At 33.2% G+C, this 19,289-nt stretch carries 13 protein-coding genes; 10 read left to right on the top strand and 3 right to left on the bottom strand.

Translation table 11 applies throughout. The features are described from left to right. Window positions 1–103: 103 nt before the first annotated feature. From VB796_RS18725 to VB796_RS18680, 10 genes are all read left to right on the top strand, one after another. Window positions 104–1,426: an MFS transporter gene (locus VB796_RS18725; RefSeq protein WP_323348113.1), complete on the top strand. Its 1,323-nt coding sequence runs from the start codon at window positions 104–106 to the stop codon at window positions 1,424–1,426. A 299-nt stretch (window positions 1,427–1,725) separates the two neighbouring features. Continuing rightward, a complete protein-coding gene (locus VB796_RS18720) occupies window positions 1,726–2,337 on the top strand; it encodes a helix-turn-helix transcriptional regulator (RefSeq protein WP_323348112.1) in 612 nt (203 codons plus the stop codon). 516 nt (window positions 2,338–2,853) lie between these two features. After that, complete coding sequence (locus tag VB796_RS18715) at window positions 2,854–5,745, top strand: TonB-dependent receptor (protein WP_323348111.1); 2,892 nt, start codon at window positions 2,854–2,856, stop codon at window positions 5,743–5,745. 177 nt (window positions 5,746–5,922) lie between these two features. Continuing rightward, complete coding sequence (locus VB796_RS18710) at window positions 5,923–6,825, top strand: fumarylacetoacetate hydrolase family protein (RefSeq protein ID WP_323348110.1); 903 nt, start codon at window positions 5,923–5,925, stop codon at window positions 6,823–6,825. A 24-nt stretch (window positions 6,826–6,849) separates the two neighbouring features. Further along, on the top strand, window positions 6,850–7,602 hold the full coding sequence (locus VB796_RS18705) for a cyclase family protein (protein WP_323348109.1): 753 nt from the start codon (window positions 6,850–6,852) through the stop codon (window positions 7,600–7,602). Window positions 7,603–7,628: 26 nt separating this feature from the next. After that, window positions 7,629–7,853 carry a hypothetical protein gene (locus VB796_RS18700; RefSeq protein WP_323348108.1) on the top strand — a complete coding sequence of 75 codons (225 nt, stop codon included), beginning with the start codon at window positions 7,629–7,631 and terminating at the stop codon, window positions 7,851–7,853. Window positions 7,854–8,097: 244 nt separating this feature from the next. Further along, window positions 8,098–8,856, top strand: coding sequence for a 3-hydroxyacyl-CoA dehydrogenase (locus VB796_RS18695; RefSeq protein WP_323348107.1), 759 nt, complete (start codon window positions 8,098–8,100; stop codon window positions 8,854–8,856). A 15-nt stretch (window positions 8,857–8,871) separates the two neighbouring features. Then, window positions 8,872–10,269, top strand: a complete 1,398-nt coding sequence (locus VB796_RS18690) for a 3-oxoacid CoA-transferase (RefSeq protein ID WP_323348106.1) — start codon at window positions 8,872–8,874, stop codon at window positions 10,267–10,269. 450 nt (window positions 10,270–10,719) lie between these two features. After that, a complete protein-coding gene (locus VB796_RS18685; protein ID WP_323348105.1) occupies window positions 10,720–13,431 on the top strand; it encodes a PKD domain-containing protein in 2,712 nt (903 codons plus the stop codon). 135 nt (window positions 13,432–13,566) lie between these two features. Beyond that, on the top strand, window positions 13,567–14,412 hold the full coding sequence (locus tag VB796_RS18680) for an IS5 family transposase (RefSeq protein WP_323348104.1): 846 nt from the start codon (window positions 13,567–13,569) through the stop codon (window positions 14,410–14,412). 51 nt (window positions 14,413–14,463) lie between these two features. On the opposite strand, the gene VB796_RS18675 is transcribed toward VB796_RS18680, so the two are convergent. The 3 genes from VB796_RS18675 to VB796_RS18665 form a co-directional block, all read right to left on the bottom strand. Then, window positions 14,464–15,336, bottom strand: a complete 873-nt coding sequence (locus VB796_RS18675; RefSeq protein ID WP_323348103.1) for an AraC family transcriptional regulator — start codon at window positions 15,334–15,336, stop codon at window positions 14,464–14,466. 241 nt (window positions 15,337–15,577) lie between these two features. Next, window positions 15,578–16,534 carry a hypothetical protein gene (locus tag VB796_RS18670; RefSeq protein ID WP_323348097.1) on the bottom strand — a complete coding sequence of 319 codons (957 nt, stop codon included), beginning with the start codon at window positions 16,532–16,534 and terminating at the stop codon, window positions 15,578–15,580. 289 nt (window positions 16,535–16,823) lie between these two features. Next, complete coding sequence (locus VB796_RS18665) at window positions 16,824–19,226, bottom strand: S8 family peptidase (protein WP_323348102.1); 2,403 nt, start codon at window positions 19,224–19,226, stop codon at window positions 16,824–16,826. Window positions 19,227–19,289: the final 63 nt, after the last annotated feature.

Raw genomic sequence — 19,289 nt, 5'->3', positions numbered from 1 at the left:
ATTAGAGTTTTTTCGCCTTTTTTAATTCAATGAATAGTGCAAATTTTGCACTATTCAAATATAATATTTTCATATTTTATGAATTAAAATAAAGTCAAAATCAATGAAAGAAGACTCCCTCAAATCAAATAGTTCAAATACCCATGCTTGGTACATCGTTGTATTACTCACACTCGCCAATATATCTTCTTTTATAGATCGACAAATTCTAAGTTTATTAGTAAAACCAATCAAGAGAGATTTGATGCTTTCTGATACGGAAGTAAGTTTATTGATGGGACTTTCATTTGCCATATTTTATACATTATTTGGAGTCATCATAGGGCGTTTAGCAGATAGAAGTAATCGTAGAAATATTGTTATGATTGGCATCACTGTTTGGTCGGCTATGACAACGCTATGTGCTGGTATCGGTACTTACTTACAATTTTTTTTGGTCAGAATGGGCGTTGGCGTTGGAGAATCAACTCTATCTCCTTCGGCATATTCTATGATTGCGGATTTATTTCCTAAAAATAAATTAGCAACCGCCATGAGTATTTTTACAATGGGAATCTTTTTGGGTTCAGGTTTGGCAACACTGATTGGCTCAGGAATTGTTGCTAATTTACCAACTGAAGGAATGATAATTGTACCGATTTTAGGGCAAATATTCCCTTGGCAAATTATATTTCTATATGTAGGATTACCTGGTTTAGTCATTACTTTACTGTTATTTACGATAAAAGAACCTACTCGAAAAAACCTTTTACAAAAAGATGGACAAGATGTAACACTTTCCTTTTCAGAGGCAATAAAAATAATCTTCAAGTATCGTAAAACTTATTTAATGATATGTTTTATTACTTCTTCACAAGCATTAGTTAATTTTGGATGTAATGCTTGGGTTCCTACATTCGTGTCACGCACCTATGGTTGGGCTGTACCTCGTGCTGGGGCATTTTATGGAACAGTTTTAGTAATTTGTTCAATTACAGGTGTATTATTTGGTGGCTGGTATGCAGATAGACTTACGAAACAAGGCAAAACAGATGGTAGACTTCGGATTAGTGTTATTGGTGCTACACTTTGCTTTTTTGGGGCAATTGCAGTTCTTATGCCTCATGCAGAGTGGTCGTTGTTATTGATGGCTCTACCTGCATTTGGACTTTCAGCACCTTTTGGAGCAGCAACGGCAGCAGTTCAAGAAATTATGCCCAATCAAGTCAGAGCGTTATCATCATCAATCATGCTTTTTATTCTAAATCTTGTCGGTTTAGCTTTAGGACCAGCATTAGTAGCTATTTTTACCGATTATATTTTTAAAGATGAAAATATGATTCGTTACTCCTTAATGTGGCTATTTTTAATCGGTGGAACGGTTGGATTAACCCTATCAATTTTGGTACTAAAACCGTATAGACAAATCATTGAATCACGAATATAATGGAAGAAAAAGGTGTAGAAATACCAACTTTGAACGCATTTGAAATAAGGAATTTTTTTTTCAAAGATTCTGAACAAAAAAACTCCTTGCATCCGCCGTCAAATTTTTTCTATATTAGTAGAATAGAAAATTTTAAAGACTCGATGAAATTTCCACTTTTACCACATCGTAAAACGGTCTTTGATTTTGAGTTTATCACTCATGGTTCTACTGCCCGAAGTAAAGGATTAGATAACTACGCTTTGGGAGAAAATACATTTTTTTTTCTCCCAGCTTATCAAATCTCAACGCACGAAAAAATGTCAGAAGATTCAAAAGGGTTCTATTGCCATTTTGAACTTGATTTATTGCAACATAGTTTGGGGCATAGGGCAATTGTACAGGAGTTTAGTTTTTTGAACTTTGCAAGCAACCCTATGCTTGTTGTACCTCAAGAAAACTTGCAGGATATTTTGAATATTTTATTTAGAATTGAAAAAGAGTTTTTAAATAATCATAAAGGTAAATTTGAAGTCATTAAAATGAACTTACTATGCCTTTTTGTTGAACTTAAGAGATTTGCAGAACCAGATTTAATTCAACATAAAAACGCAGCACTCAGAATAACACAACAATACAAAAATGCTCTCATTCAGTTTATATATGAAAAAACGCTTGTTTCTGAATATGCAGACTTACTATCAATCTCTCCCAATCATCTACAAAAGTGTGTAAAATCAATCACAGGGAAATCAGCCCATACGTTGCTGGATGAAATGGTTTTACTGGAATCTAAAGTTTTATTAAAACAATCTACCTTATCTATTAGCGATATTGCCTTTAAAATTGGGAAACAAGACCCAAGTGATTTTGCACGATTTTTTAAGAACAAAACGGGTTTTACCCCAACTGAATATAGAGGATTAGTCTAATAAATAGGGCTTACAATTGAAATCCTCTATTAATCAGCTTGTTTGAATACTATCAAAATAAAAATACTATCCCGAAATACCATAAGTCATTAATAATCAACCTTATGGTCATAGTAATTCTTAAATAGTCTCTCCACTTATTCCATAATACCCAGATAATTAATAGAAATTAATATTTTTAAACCCGTAAAAAAACAATTTAGGTTTGCATTAATAGTAATAATCTGATTATTAGCGACTTTAATACAAATTTCCAATAACTAACTCCTAATACAAAGTATCAAAACATTAAGTCCACCTTGTACGATTAATTAGAATTACTTTATTTATTCTTGAAAAAATAAAAATTGATTGTTTTTGCATAATAACTCCTGTTTTTTGCCTAACGGCATGATGTTGATTTTCATCACCTTTGTGATATAGTTTTTACAGATTAAAAATAGAAAATTACGTGTCTCCAGACAAAGAACATTCTATATTTAAAAGTATGTAGAAATATCCATAAACAATCATGTCATGAAAACAACACAAACCACTCTGCAATTAACTTCATTATGTATTCTATTATTTCTCGTTGGTACTTTTCAACTGTTGGGGGCAACCCAAACGGCTATTTCATCTAATGTGAAGTTTATACAAAACAGTATTTCAGGAAAAGTATCTTCTCAAGCTGGAGAACCCTTAATAGGAGTCAATATCTCTATAAAAGGAACAAAAAGAGGTACTGTTACTGATAAGGACGGCAAGTATCTGCTTGAAGGTATCATCGAAAATTCTATATTAGTTTTTAGCTTTATTGGTTACAGGACGGTAGAACGTCGTATTGGAGATATGAATACACTGAATATTATTTTAGAAGATGATGATACTGCTCTTGAAGAGGTTGTAATTACTGGTGTACTGGATAAAAGAACAAGAATGGAAGCGTCTGTTGCCATTACAAGTATTGGTGCAAAGCAAATTGAACGTATGGCTGTGAATAGTTCGGTAGATTTACTGAAAAATGTTCCTGGTGTCTATGTAAATACTTCAAGAGGGGAGGTCAACGCATCTGTTTATACTCGTGGATTAAATTATGGCGGTGGCTCTGCATACATTTCTTTGCAAGAAGATGGACTCCCAATTATGGCAAACCCAGGAGCTACTGCAACAGACCCTACACTAAAAGCAGATGGTTTTTTAAGAGCTGATGCTACTATATTGAAAGTGGAAGCAGTTAGAGGTGGTACGGCTTCAATTTTAGGGGCAAACGCACCAGGAGGGATATTTAACTATATTTCAAAAGTTGGAACGACAGCTTTATCTACTGAGTTTAGATTGAAAATGGGTTTAGAAGGTAATGGCAAAAAACCATATTATAGAGGTGATTTTAATGTAGGAGGTCCGCTAAACAAAACAAAGGATTTAACATTTAATGTGGGGGGCTTTTATCGATATGCCGATGGACCAAAATATCCGGGATACCCATTGAGCAGAGGTGGACAGATTAAAGCAAATATCGTTAAAAATTACCGTTCGGGGTCATTAAAACTTTATACTAAGTTTTTGGATGATAGAACTGCACAATTTGAGCAGACACCAACTATTGGTTTTGACAACCCGCAAATTGTTAAAGGGTTTGACAACACATCATCAACCTTAGTACAAGATGTGCAATTTTCTATTTTGGGAACTCCATTTGCAGGTGCTGATATAAACTACAATACTCGTAATGTTGGAAGATATGCCGATAAAGCGATTGGTCTTAATTGGGAACAAACCTTTGGTGAAGGCTGGACATTTAATAATAATATCCGTTTTTCCGCTAAGAACAATGAGCTAAATACGACTCAAATTGTGTTCCCATTTAGAGTTGACCAAGTTACTTTTTATGGTGTAGCAGGTATGGCAGGAAAATTTGGAACGTATAATTTTTATAACCCTGCAACAGGTGCATCTTATGGAAGTGTATCTCAATTGCCTCCAACCCCAACAAGTGGTGGTATTAGATTTATTCCCAACAACCTAAATTTACCTGGTATTGAGGTTTTACAAAATGCTTTGTTTTATAACCCTAATCCATATACGAATATAGATTTAACAGAAGTTATAGACCAAGCAACCATCTCTAAAAAACTAAAAAATATGTCTTTGACGGCAGGCGTGTATTATTCAACCTCAACGGTAACAAGAGTTGCTACCGTTCCTTCGGCACAAGCTTTTGCCACTGTTGAAAATCAACCTAAATTGGTGGGAATAAAATATACCAATCTGGCTGGACAAATTTTTGACTTTACAGATTCGAAAGGAATTGCTAACTATGGGGCTGGAGGTTATTATGATAATAAAGCAACCGTCGATAAATTAGCTTTTTTCGTTGGTCATAATTGGCAAATAGGCTCAAAAGTAAACTTTGATTGGGGTATTCGTTATGAAACATTTGATATTTCCGCTTCTTTCTCAACACCAAAAAGAGGTACTGATAGTCAAACAGGTATTGATGGAAATGCCCTAACTTTATATGACAATAGAATTTGGTCAAAGAACCCAACAATTAGCTATACTAAAAATGCCAGCACCGTTTCTTATTCAGCGGGGATGAACTATAAAATGAATGATGAATTAGCGTTTTATGGTCGTTTTTCACAGGGTAGAAAATCTCCCGATTTAGGTCTGTTTTTAGATTTTTCAAATCAGAATCTTGCCGCAGAACTACCCGTTGAAGCCCAAAGTACACAAATGCTTGAGTTCGGATTAAAAGTTAAAAAGGACAAATTGAATTTGTTTGTTACTCCATTTTATACACGCTTGAGTAATGTTCCCAATTTTCAGGTTTTTCAGAATACGGATGGTACGTATTATGGTCCGCCAAGAGTTTATGAAAAATTTGAAACAACAGGTTTAGAAATTGAGGCAAATTATAACTTTTCAAAACGTTTCAGTTTGAGAGCAGTCGGGATTTTCCAAGATTCAAAAGCCACAGACTTTACAGTATATTTAGCAAATGCGAATGGCTCCGCAGATGATGTAAAAGTTGACTACTCTGGCAATAAGACTGATAATGTTGCTCCAGTTATGTTTACCATAACACCAACGTATAACTCAGACCGTTTTTATACATCTTTAATCTTTCAATATATGGGTAAGCGTTGGGCAAATGTTGCAAATGCCTTCCAATTACCAGACTTTAGTTCTTTAGATTTTAATGCAGGCTACACAATTTCAAATCACATACAATTAAGTGCAAGCATAAATAACTTAGCAAATACTTATGGAGTTATGGGATGGGCTGCCCCAGGAGGCTTCCCTGCGGCTCTTGATACGCAAGGCTTTACTAAAGAAATGCTTAATAAAAATCCAAATGGTATTTACTCCACACTGGGTATTCTACCAAGAGCTTATTTCTTGACGCTTAGTTATAAATTTTAGAAGTTATTTCATTAAAATAAATTAACATCTTTTTTGTTTTTACCCAACAACCGTCTTTAGGTAGCGTTAGAAAAACAATGGTATTTTATTATTATTATTCACCTTCTCTAAAATTTATACTGAGAGAAAGTGAAATCAACATACATATAAATTTTAAACTATTAAAATTCTTCATTTATGAAATTTATCTCATTTATAAATCCATCGGGGTTGCAAAGAGCAGGTTGGTTACAAGAAGACGGCGTTGTAGATATGTCTTTGGCTCATGCTCAACTGCCCATTGATATGCTATCTTTTTTACAGGATTATGAAGTTAATATTGAAATAATAAAGAATTCAGTGAATCAAGATGCACATTACCCTCTTGATAAAGTTCAACTAATTGCTCCAATTCCTAATCCAAATAGTTTTAGAGATTTTATTGCTTTCGAAACACATTTAAAAAATGCTACCGCACGTTTTGGTGACCCTGTACCCGATGTGTGGTATGAAATGCCAATCTTCTATTTTTCAAATCATTCGTCATTTAAAGGAGACAAAGAAAATATCAAACGCCCTTCAAAGTGTCAAAAATTAGATTTTGAACTTGAAATAGCTTGTATAATTAGTAAAAATGGGATGAACATCAAAGCAGAGGAAGCAGAAGAATATATTGCTGGATACTCTATTTTGAACGATTGGACAGCCAGAGATATTCAAGCTCAAGAAATGAAATGTATGTTAGGCCCTGCGAAGGGTAAGGATTTTGCAACTTCACTTGGAAAATATATTGTTACGAAGGACGAATTAGAGCCATTCAGAATCGCCAACAACCGATTTGATATGCCAATGAAAGCATATATCAATGGAAAATTAGTATCCGATGGTAATTTTAAAGATATACATTTCACCTTTGGGCAAATGATAGAAAGAGCGTCTGAAGACACAATGCTTTTCGCTGGAGATGTAATTGGTTCAGGAACAGTTGGTTGGGGATGTTTAATGGAGTCGGGGGCAACTATACATACTTGGCTTGAACCTGAGGATGAAGTTTTATTAATCATCGAAGGATTAGGCACATTACAAAACAAAATTGTATAGAAATCATTTTACATTAAGAATATTATGAAAATCATAGACCTTTCTGTCTCAATAGGAAGCAATATTAAAGACCCATTGCCATTTTCAATCCGTTACGAAAACCACGAAGAATCTGTTGATATGATGGCAAAAATAGCAGGCGTAAAACCTACTGATTTTGAAGAAGGAAAAGCTTTAGCAGGCGAACATTTGAGTTTAACCACTCATGCAGGAACTCACATTGATGCCCCTTGGCACTATTGGCCAACGTGTAATGGAAAACCCTCCAAAACCATAGATGAATTACCTTTAGAGTGGTTTTTTTCGGATGGCGTGGTATTAAGTTTTTTAGATAAGTCTGATGGTTATGCGATTACAACGAATGAAATAAAAGAGGCTTTACAAAATATAAACTATCAGCTAAAACCGTTTGACATTGTTTTAATTCGCACGAACCACGACAAAAAAAAACACGAAGACGATTATGCCAAAACAGGGGCAGGAATGTCGGCAGAGGCTACTCACTGGCTTATTGACCAAGGCATAAAAGTGATGGGAATTGATACATGGGGTTGGGATATTCCTCTTCGTTTTCAAGCTCAAGAATTCAATAAAAACCCACGGAATGGTGTTTTATTTGCGGCTCATTTGGTTGGACGTGAGAAAGAATATTGCCAAATAGAAAAATTAGCCAATTTAGATTTACTACCATCAAAAGGATTCAAAGTAGCCTGTTTTCCTGTGAAAATTGAAAAAGCCAGTGCAGGTTGGACTCGTGCTGTCGCATTACTTCAATAACTACAATAGATATTTTTTGATTTGAAATGAAATCAAAAAATATAAATCTTTCCAATAAAAATCTAAATGTAGAGCTAAAAGATAATCTACTTTTGGTATTGATTAATCGTCCTGAAAAACGTAATGCAGTCAATGATGAGCTCATTTTAGGTATTGAAAAAAATCAAATATCTATCCTGATGAAGTTAAATGTGTCATTATTCATGGAGAAGGAAAGTATTTTAGTGCAGGACTTGACCTCTCAGAATTAAGAGAAAGAGACATTGTTGAAGGTCTAACACACTCCAGAATAAGGACAGAGAGAGGGAATAATGTTATACAAAAATTCATCAGGAAGCCACAGGGAGCTTCAATGAAGTGGTAAAATATGTAATAGCCAAAGAACCACTTTCAATTGATTTAGGTGAAATCACGGATAAGGGTTTACTAAACCAAAGGACAATTTTGAAACACCGCCCAGATTTAGTAGAATTTTTATACCCAAAATAAACTATCATGGAAATTAAAAACAATACATTTTTAGTAGCAGGAGGAGCATCAGGATTAGGGCTTGCTTCCGCTCAAATGATTGTCGAGAATGGCGGTAATGTTGTCATTTTAGACATCAATGAAGAAACTGGTAAAAGTATCGAAAGTGATAAAGTGCTTTTTGTAAAAACCGATGTAAGTAATGAAATGCAAGTTCAAAATGCAATTGATTTAGCCATAAATACCTTTGGTGGCTTACAAGGAGTGTGTAATTGTGCAGGTATTGGTCCCGCTCAAAGAGTTATTGGAAAGAGTATTCCACACTCTTTGAATTTTTTTTCTAAAATTATCGAAATTAACCTTATTGGAACTTTCAATGTCATTCGTTTGGCAGCGAATATAATGCAAAATAACCAACCAAATAAAGATGGCGAAAGAGGCATAATTATCAATACAGCATCTATTGCGGCTTTTGATGGACAAATTGGGCAAGCGGCGTATTCGGCTTCAAAAGGAGGTATTGTTGCAATGACTCTACCAATTGCCAGAGAGTTAGCAAGATTTGGAATTCGGGTAATGACAATTGCTCCAGGAATTTTCAAAACGCCTTTATTGGCATCCTTATCGCAAGAAATTCAAGACTCACTCAGTTTGCAAGTTCCCTTTCCTTCCAGATTTGGACAGCCAAGTGAATTTGGTTTATTGGTAAAGCATATTTTTGAAAATCAGATGCTTAACGGAGAAACCATTCGTTTGGATGGTGCTATCAGAATGAATTTAAAGTAATATTTAACTAAAATTATGATGAATAAGGTTGTTGAAAATGTACAGAAAGCACTTCAAGATGTTACTGATGGAGTTGTTATAATGTTTGGAGGTTTTGGGCTTTGTGGGATTCCAGAGAACTCAATCACTGAATTAATTGCCAAAAAAGTAAAAAATCTTACTTGTATTTCAAATAACGCAGGTACGGATAATTTTGGGCTTGGGCTAATGTTGAAAAATAAGCAGATAAAAAAAATGATTTCTTCTTATGTTGGCGAAAATCAAGAATTTGAGCGACAGTTACTTTCGGGAGTATTGGAAGTTGAGCTAATTCCACAAGGAACTCTCGCCGAAAGAATCAGAGCTGGAGGGGCGGGAATTCCTGCTTTTTTTACCCCAGCTGGCGTAGGTACCGAAATTGAAAATGGTAAACAACTACAAGAGTTTGAAGGAAAAAAATACTTGATGGAATCATGGTTAAAAGCAGATTTTGCTATTATAAAAGCCTGGAAAGGAGATACGGCAGGAAACCTAATTTTTAGAGGGACAGCTCAGAATTTTAACCCTTTGATGGCTACTGCGGGTAAAATAACAATCGCAGAGGTAGAAGAATTAGTTGAGGTTGGAACACTCAATCCTAACGAAGTACAACTTCCTGGTATATACGTTCAAAGAATATTCAAAGGAAGTCAATACACAAAAAAAATTGAACAAAGGATGGTTACTGAACAAAATAGGAATGAACAAAATTTAGAAAAGCTACAAACTCTTGGTATCAGTAAAAAACAAATAGCACAAAGAATTGCCAAAGAGATAAAAGATGGGTATTATGTAAATTTAGGAATTGGCATTCCAACATTAGTTGCCAATTACTTATCTCCCCAAATTAATGTTGTTTTACAATCTGAAAATGGTTTACTCGGTATTGGCCCTTTTCCAAATGAAAGTGAAATTGATGCAGATTTTATCAATGCTGGCAAACAAACAATCACTTTACAAAAAGGGGCTTCTCTTTTTAATTCTGCCGAAAGTTTTAATATGATTAGAGGAGAGCACATAGATTTAACTATTTTGGGAGCGATGGAAGTTTCTGAGAGTGGAGATATTGCCAATTGGAAAATACCCTATAAAATGGTAAAGGGTATGGGTGGTGCAATGGATTTGGTAGCTTCAGCCAAAAATATCATTGTCGCTATGCAACATCTTAGTAAAGATGGGAAATCGAAACTTTTGCCAGAATGCACTTTACCTTTAACTGGTATTAATTGTGTCAAAAAAATAGTTACCGAACTGGCAGTTTTAGAAGTTCTTCCTGAAGGAGGTTTTAAATTATTAGAAAAAGCACCTGGCGTGTCAATTGAATACATAAAAGAGGTAACCTTAGGTCGGTTAATAGTAGATGAACACACTCCAGATATAACTTTTGATTTTTAATATAGATGACTGGGCAAGACGAAGCATTTTAAGTAGCTCAATGTTTGTAGTCGCCCATATCTCCCAAATCAATTAGTACAATATGCCAATACTATGCTGAAAAATAGAATATTATTTGGAACAGATTTTCCACTAATTACGCTGAACGTTGAGTCAAAGATTTTGAAGACTCAGGGTTAAAGACGAAGTAAAACTGCTGATTTTGAAGTAAAACGCTATTAACTGAATAAAGCGTTCAAGTTGATTTTTTGAATAAATTACCAAAATTTGAGTTATAATTTTCAATAGCGGTTCACATAAATAAAAGTCTTTTTATTACTCTTCATATATTAAATGTAGCAAATGGTCTTTTTTAGACAATAATATGATTTAATAGTGTCATTAATCTTATAGTTTCGATTGTAACTTTAAAATTTACAAATCTGTAAACAATTGATTTTTAACATCATTATGAAATCTATTCATTTTCTCGCTTTTCTGATTCTATTCGTTCATTTTCAGGCTAAAACACAAGTTTTAGCCGATTTTGAAACGTCAATTACAACTCCAAAAATTGTGGCAACCGAAGCCAAAATTATTGATAACCCTGTTAAAAATGGTAATCCAAGTGCCAAAATAGTATCTTATAAAAAGGAAACGGGAAATTGGAAATACATTAGTTTTGAGTTTGATAATAAACGTAATATTGGACAAAACGATTTACTTACCTTCAAAATTTATTCTACCACTATTGGAAGAGTATTTGCAAAATTTTGGGATGGAAACATTGTTCCATTTGAACAATGGGCACCCGAATACAATTTCAAGCCAGATGCTAATAAATGGGTTGAATGTAAAGTTGACTTATCAACAATCAAAAATAAAGACTTTACTCGATTAGAAATTGCAGTTAGTGTTGACAACGAAGCAGAGGCACTGGTGTATCTTGATGATTTAAAATTAAGTAACTCCAATTCACTCGGAGGAGAAGCCGTGCCTTTACTGTCAGTTTCAAAATCAATCATTAATGTTGGCGAAAGTGTAGATTTTGACGCCTCAAAATCAGTAGATTATGATGGAATTATCACTGATTATGTATGGAGTTTCGGTGATGGAACGACTTTGTCAGGAAAAAAAGTGACCAAAGTTTTTACTCAAAGTGGTAATTTTAAAACCACCCTTACACTAACAGACAATGATAAAAAAGTCAGTAGAAAGGAAATTTTAATTTTTGTTTTGCCCAAAAATGATAAAATCAGCCAACCTTTTTTGTTAAGTGCCGTTCCCAAAGTAAATCAAAAAGTAGAATTTGGATTTGTTGTTAAAGATAAATATAAAAATGCTTTTGATAATGAAGAAATTTCGATTGATGCTATCGTTACATTACCAGACCAACAAAAAATAACAGTTCCATGTTTTTATTTTGTGAAAGGTTTTTTTAGTCAAAATACTTGGCGAACAGATACTACTAATCAATATTGGATGCTACGCTTTTCTTCTCCAAAAGCAGGAATTCATACATTTAACTTTAAACTTACTGACAAAAACGGAACTGTCACTTCTCAGGAATACACCATTGATATTCAACAAGATATAAAAAAGGGGATTATCAAATTAGATCCAGACAATTATCAATATTATCGCCATACCTCAGGACAACCTTACTATCCCTTAGGAATAAATGTGGGTTGGAATTCTATTCAAAATTATTCTACTATCATCAATAATTTAGCTAATGCAGAAGCTAATTTAGTAAGGTTTTGGCAAGTACCTTTCAACCGTCAAGCATTAGAGTGGAAAAATGATGGTTACAACAAAGGTATCGGGGTTTATAGTCAAGAAGCTGCTGCAATTTCTGATTCTTTGTTCTCATTGTCTGAAAGTAAAAACATATACCTTCAATTGGTTCTTTTTCAGCATGGAATGTTTTCTGAAAACGTCAATTCTAACTGGAATGATAATCCTTATAATGCCAAATTAGGAGGGCCATTAACCAAAGCTGAAGAGTTTTTCTACAATGAAACAGCTAAAAAAAGTGTAAAAAAATTACTGCGTTACACCGTTGCACGTTGGGGGTATTCTTCTCAATTATTTGCTTGGGAGTTATTTAATGAAGTACAATTTACGGGGATACACCCCAATCAATCAGCCGCTTGGAAAGAAGGTATTTTATCATGGCATAATGAGATGGGAAAATACATCAAATCAATCGACCCATTTAAACATATAATCACAACCAGTGCCGAAGACAAACAACTGTTAGAAATGGATAAATTGGAAGGGTTGGATGTAGTTCAATACCATTTGTACGATACTAAATTATTGGATGCTCAAAATACTAAGGATGAAGATTTTAAACAAAAACTATCAAGAACGGCAATTATCAATGGAGAATACGGACTTGATATCAACACGGCAGATGTTCCTTTTGAAACACAAAGAATATCTATTTGGACGGGAATTATGAATCAAGTACCACATTTAATGTGGCTTTGGGATAATTATACAAAACCAGAATGGGCTAATTTATTTAAAAGTGCAGCTGTTTTTTTGAAAGACAAAGACTTCGTTAAAGAAGGTTCAATAACTAATTTTAATGTAAATATTACTAATTATTCTTCACTATCAGCACGTGGATTTAAAAGTTCAAAACGAGCTTACGTTATTATTTATGATGGCAATGGACGTGATGATTTATCAGGTGTTGGGGCTACTTTTTATGGTTTGAAAGATGGAAAATATAAGATTATTTATACAGATATTTTGTCTGGTAAAATACAATTTGATAGTTTAGATATTTTGGCAAAAAATTCAAGCCAAGTGGTAAATTTACCTACCTTTTCAAAAGGGATAGTCGTTGAATTAGAATATATGGGTGAAATTATAGAAAAACCGTTAGCAATAGATTCGGAAGAACATCAAGATATTCAATTTAATGTATATCCTAATCCTTCAAAAGGCACAGTAATAATTGATTACTTTACCGAAAATTATGCTAAAGCGGATATTGTTATCTCAGATTTATTCGGGAAAGTAGTACATGGCGAAACACTTTCTCTTTTACCCAAAAAGCACAACGAAGTGAGGATTGAATTACATAAAAATCTCGGAGCGGGATTATACCTAATTACTTTAAAAGTGGGAAATAGCATTTTGTCAAGGAAAATTATTTTATCAAATTAACAATCGTGATATGTTTCGTTTTAGCCTAAATAAATGAGACAACTCCATACGATAACTTCGAAGCTGTTTAAACTTTTGAAAAGTATTCCCAAATAAGTGAGAATTTTGTGGTGCTAAATCATAAAACATCACGCAATGGGAATACTCGGTAAAAGTACAATTGATACGTGGATTATCCCACATTTAACCGTTGGCAGTAGAGGATTTGACCCTACTGCATCAATTCATGAGATAATTGAAGCCATTTTATATCGTTTAAAAACAGGCTGTCAATGGCGAGAATTACCAACGAAGCAATTTTTCAGTGGTACTATTTTGAGTTGGAATACTGTATTTTACCATTACAATAAATGGGCAAAGTCGGGTTGTTGGGCTAAAATTTGGATTAATATTTTAAAAGAAAATCGCAAATATTTAGACTTATCAAGTGTTGAGTTCGATGGTAGCCATACTCCATGTAAAAATGGTGGGGATGCAGTGGGTTATCAAGGTCGTAAGGCTTGCAAAACAACCAATTCCTTATTTATGTCTGACAATCAAGGGGTTATGTTGGCAATGTCCACCCCACAAGAAGGGCAACATCATGACTTATTTGAAATACAATTTCTCTTTGACGAAATTTGTACCATGCTAAAAGAGGCTGGCATTAACTTAGATGGATTATTTTTAAACGCAGACCCAGGATTTGATTCAGCTTTGTTCCGAGAGGCTTGTGAAAAAGAAAATATTATTCCAAATGTTAAATCCAATTCTCGTAATTCAGGAAATAAAGAAGCTGAATTAGCCCCAATTGGGACAGCAATTTTCGATGAATTATTATACGAAGACAGAACCGTAATTGAACACGCAAATGCTTGGATTGATGGTTTTAAAGCATTGCTTGTGAGGTTTGAATTCTCAGTCAGAAATTGGATGTCCCTTCATTTTATGGCATTCTCAGTCATTTTCTTACGTAAAATCAATAAAAAAAAGAAAGTTTAAACAGCTTCTTCCGTAAAAACTGAGTAGGACAAAGTCTTACTCAGTTTTTTTTTAAATAAAAGTTCGTGTTCCAGAGTAATTTTCTCTAAATTCTTTTGGGGTACTATTATGTTTTTTCTTAAAGATTCGATTAAAATAGGATAAGTTATTATACCCACACTTATAAGAAACTTCAGCTATTGACAAACGTGTGTCTATAAGCAATCGAGAGGCATGACCCAAACGAATATCATTTAAGCTATCAATAAATGTCTTCCCTGTCCTTTTTTTAACAAATCTACTGAAACTTACAACCGTCATATTTACAATTTTGGCTATATCTTCTAATGATATTTCCTTCTCGTAATTATTCCTCATATATTCAAATGCTTTTTCGATTCTTCTACTATCATAAGTTGCATTTTCATTAGCAAATGATAATGTTGCGAGCGTTCTCATATTTCGAGATACTGATAAGTCATGAAGGATTGACATTAACTCCATAATCGAACAAAAACCATTTGTTTGAGCGATATCTATTAATCGAGGTCTGATTAATTTGATAGTTTCTGAAGAAAACAAAATCCCTCTTGTTGAACGTTCAAACATCGTTCGGATGAAACTCATCTGATTCCTATTTAAGAATTTTTTATCGAACAAATCTCTATGAAACTGTATAGTAATTTCATGAATATTTTGACTCTTACACTCATTTGTAAACCATCCATGAGGAGTGTTTGAACCAACCAAAACTAATTCTGCATCATCAATTATTTCTATATTGTCGCCAACAATACGTTTTGCACCTTTAGCATTTTCTATAAAATTAAGTTCGAATTCTTCATGAAAATGGAGGGGAAAATCGAATTTACTTTTGGTTCTTGCAAATACCATAAAGCAATCATTGGAAGTTAATGGGGTTATTTCACGATAAATCTTAGTCATTTTATTCAGTAATTATTTTTACGATTTTGATAATATAGTATCATACTTTAAATTCTTGTATTATTTATAAAATAGCATTATTTAACGCTATAAAGCAATAATATAAAAGACAATTATGGTATTTATATATACACAATCTTTTTTTTGTACCAATTGTATTAGTATTTACAATTTACAAAAAAACTCTCTAAAGCAATATTGCCTCAGAGAGTCTGGACTATTTATTTTATGTATTTCGCTTCTACAATAAATTGTAAACTGTATTAAAGTAAGTAGACTTTGAGTATGTTTTAGGACTACCAGCAGTATAAGCTTGGAATTGAGGAGTAATCATATTCATTCCTATTCCGTCTCCTGCCCAAGCCCATCCCAGAACTGTCCATCCTTTACTTTTCGCATAATTTGTTATTGCATACCAATCCGCTCCTGAGCCTCCTATTGGTCCAAACTCTCCAATTATACATACTCTTCCTGAAGAAGCCAAATCATCTATATCAGAGGTATTCATATAGCGTCCTTTTCCTTGATTATATGCACCAGGATAAATATGAGCTGACAAAATAATGTTGGTATCATTGATTTTTGTTCCATTGGTTCCCTTTACTGCTGCAGCGGCAGTTGCTGTTTCTTGTCCCCAACCTGGGATATCAATAATTATTCTACCTGAATAAACAGTACGTACAATACTGATTGCTGTATTATATGCTGAAGCATAAGCATTAGATGTTATGTTATGACTTCCCCATTCATTGGTAAGATTAATAACAAAATTTCCCCCTAAGGTTTTGTAATTGGTTTTCCACCAGTTAGCTGCCGCTGTTAATTCTGAGGTATTATCTGAACCTAAAACAGTTGATTTGTGATAAGTAGCAATCACGGTATAACCATTTGCTTTAGCTTCAGCAATCCATCTTTTAGCATTCGTTACCTGATTGGGTTCAATTTCAATTCTTACGGTTTTAATCTTGGTATTAGCTTTCATTAAATTCCAACCTAAGTCACAATTACCTCCGTTATAATAAGATGGCTGAAGATTTACACCATTTCCATAGATACCTTCTTCATTAACAACGGTATTGATGTTATTGGTGTTTTTAGGTTCAGTTGAAATGTCTTCTGAACAACTTGTGAAAAAAAAGGACATTGATGTTCCGACAAATAAACATAATGTTCTTACTAAAGTCTTTTGAGTTAGCATAATAAATTGTTTTTAAAATTGAGATATTGTTTTTTTGAGCTCAGTACAAAGTAAGACATTTCTCAAACATGACATATAATACAATATTATCCATTTATAATACAATTTATAACAAGTGATACTATTTTGCCTTTTTGTTGTACAATTTATATACATAGATATTCTCAATAACTACAAATCAAACTAAATCATAAATAAAATCATTAATTATATTTTTATATTTTATTTTTTGCGTTCATGTATTTACTAATACAGGTGTTATTATAAATAAAAATGATACAATTTGTACTCAGAAAATAACAGTTATCTTGCCTTTTTTAATTTTAAGGGATTCTGGATTATAAATGCGGAAATAGTAATTCCCAGCAGAAAGTGAAGATATATTTAGTTGATTTCTTCCATAATAAATAGGTTGTTCTAAAACTGTTGAACCTACAACATTAAATAGTGTGAATGATGAGACCTCAGGGGAGTTACTCTGAACGATTAGATGTTCATTTAGTTGTAATGGATTGGGAAAAAGCCAAAATGAGTTTGTATCTGAGTAGAATAAAACGCTAATATCTGAGTAAATAGTCTTACCATTTTTAAAATTAAGTTGTACCTGATATTTATTAACGCCTTCTTGAAGTTGCATATCAAAAAAAGTATAATCTTGAATATTTGGATTAACTGTTACTGTTGATAGGTTTTTTAACCCAGAATCTGTTACTTTTAGAAAATTTAGATTCTTAATCCCTAAAGTAGTCGTCAACTTTAATAATAGCTTACCTTTTTCATCCTCCAGAACAGAACTAAAATCATTATAAAAACATGATACGCCAGAATTTTTAGTATTAATAATATCACTTCTTATCCCCGTTTTTCCTGAAGGTAATATGGGTTCTATGGAAAAACTATCGTTTTGTGATGTATTATGCAGAACTGTATTTAGTTTGGTGAGGGTGATTTTTCTTTTCCAACTATTATTCATTTTATCTAACTGATAAACATTATACTTTACGCCATCTAACCCAAATTGTGGTTCATTCCAAAATAATTGAGTAGAATCAGCACAGAAAAAAAGGGAATTAGCTTGGATAATTGGAGAAATAATAAAACTATCACTAATAAATTGTTGATTGCTGGTACTAAGTCGAAGTTTAACTTCTGAAAATATATTGGGTGTTTCCCAACTATAAAAACCTGTTTTAAGATTAATATCAGATTTTAAGTTTATCCAAGTTTTACCATCATTTAGGGAATAATCTAATTTCGCTCTGACATCGGTCAATGTACTTTTCCACCGAATAATTTTAGGTTGGTTATTTATAATTTTACTATCTCGTACTGGAAATATCCAAGAAAATTGTTTTGATAATTGTAAGCGATATGCTACTGCGAAATTTTGAGATGGGCTCAATATTTTATTCCCAAAAACTAATATCTTGTATTTACCAGCTTTGGGCTTATCAAGCGTAATTTGTTCAATATTATTAAGATTATCATGAGCTCTAATTGGTTTTTTAAGTAGAGAATCTTGATGAGGGAAATGACTTAAAACCCAAGGCTGCCAAATTGTAAAAATTGGATTTTCCGTCGTTAATGATAGGTCCAAATCATTGACTAAGGCTTTAGGAGCATTTGAATTAGCAGGCAAATCAGACCAAGTCAATGTAATTTTGATTTGCTCAATATTTTCAGGAATATTTATAAATATACTTTTTTGTTCGTTTGTAGATAAAGAACTTTCCCAAAAAGTTTTCTTTTCTATATCCTGAATGATTGCTGAGGCATTTATACTGCCAAAACCCGTTTTATGGTCTATGCCAATAGCTCCAACATCATCCGAAGAATTAATCAAAAGTGCTTTTAATAAAGCAACCGAGGGCATTTCCTTATACATTTTTTGAAAAAACTGTTGAGCCATCGCTACAATCCCCGAAGCTAATGCAGCAGCCTGTGATGTTCCACCATTACTAAAAGCCACAACTTCAGGTTTTATTCGCCCATCATAAGCTGGACCTACTGAACTAATATCTGTTATTTGCTGGTACTGGTTAATTGCTCCGACGGTCAAAATATTTTTTGCCATTTTATAATTACCTGTTAAGTTTGAGATGCCTTTTAGATTTGCATATTTACCATTAACACTATTCGAAAAGCCAGAATTTCCTGCTGAAAAAATAAAAAATAATGAGGAGATACGTTGTACAATTGCATCATAATCTGCGGCATTTTTTCCATAAAAAGGTTCTATTTCTGTTCCAAAAGAGTTATTAACAACTGAGACTTTATTTTGAAGATAAAACTTATCAATTTCAGGACTTGTTTTATCAAAAGAAACAGAAAATAGTCTTGCATTTGGAACAACTCCTGTATTCATCGGAGACGAAATTCCTCGACCTACCATAATAGTAGCAACTTGAGTAGCATGAAAAGTTGTTGTAGTTGATTCGAGAAAAGAGCGATAAATACTACTCGAAATATCATTATCTGATAACTCTGGACGGTGTTCTTTCTGAGTAATATTGATTGCTGAGCCATCCAAATCTGGATAAGTGGACTTTAATAATGTAATTTCATTCAATCCGAAGTCGGTATCCTTTATATTTTCTGTCACTCCTTCGGAATGATTTTTTATTTTTCTATCATAATTAGTTGTTACTTTTTGCTCATCAATATTTATATTTGGCAATAAAAAAGTTGCCAAAAAATAAAAAAATATCGAGATAAAATAGTATTTATTCCTCATAAACATGAATATAGCAAATAA

Origin of the sequence: Arcicella sp. LKC2W, from assembly GCF_034931005.1 — a bacterium.
GTDB lineage: Bacteria > Bacteroidota > Bacteroidia > Cytophagales > Spirosomataceae > Arcicella.
This window is presented reverse-complemented; position numbering and strand designations above follow the sequence as displayed.

What these genes read in the sequence shown, in the direction of transcription:
- VB796_RS18725 (WP_323348113.1), top strand. Translation starts at nt 104, where the DNA reads ATGAAAGAAGACTCCCTCAAATCAAATAGTTCAAATACCCATGCTTGG.
- VB796_RS18720 (WP_323348112.1), top strand. Translation starts at nt 1,726, where the DNA reads ATGTCAGAAGATTCAAAAGGGTTCTATTGCCATTTTGAACTTGATTTA.
- VB796_RS18715 (WP_323348111.1), top strand. Translation starts at nt 2,854, where the DNA reads ATGAAAACAACACAAACCACTCTGCAATTAACTTCATTATGTATTCTA.
- VB796_RS18710 (WP_323348110.1), top strand. Translation starts at nt 5,923, where the DNA reads ATGAAATTTATCTCATTTATAAATCCATCGGGGTTGCAAAGAGCAGGT.
- VB796_RS18705 (WP_323348109.1), top strand. Translation starts at nt 6,850, where the DNA reads ATGAAAATCATAGACCTTTCTGTCTCAATAGGAAGCAATATTAAAGAC.
- VB796_RS18700 (WP_323348108.1), top strand. Translation starts at nt 7,629, where the DNA reads ATGAAATCAAAAAATATAAATCTTTCCAATAAAAATCTAAATGTAGAG.
- VB796_RS18695 (WP_323348107.1), top strand. Translation starts at nt 8,098, where the DNA reads ATGGAAATTAAAAACAATACATTTTTAGTAGCAGGAGGAGCATCAGGA.
- VB796_RS18690 (WP_323348106.1), top strand. Translation starts at nt 8,872, where the DNA reads ATGATGAATAAGGTTGTTGAAAATGTACAGAAAGCACTTCAAGATGTT.
- VB796_RS18685 (WP_323348105.1), top strand. Translation starts at nt 10,720, where the DNA reads ATGAAATCTATTCATTTTCTCGCTTTTCTGATTCTATTCGTTCATTTT.
- VB796_RS18680 (WP_323348104.1), top strand. Translation starts at nt 13,567, where the DNA reads ATGGGAATACTCGGTAAAAGTACAATTGATACGTGGATTATCCCACAT.
- VB796_RS18675 (WP_323348103.1), bottom strand. Translation starts at nt 15,336, where the DNA reads ATGACTAAGATTTATCGTGAAATAACCCCATTAACTTCCAATGATTGC.
- VB796_RS18670 (WP_323348097.1), bottom strand. Translation starts at nt 16,534, where the DNA reads ATGCTAACTCAAAAGACTTTAGTAAGAACATTATGTTTATTTGTCGGA.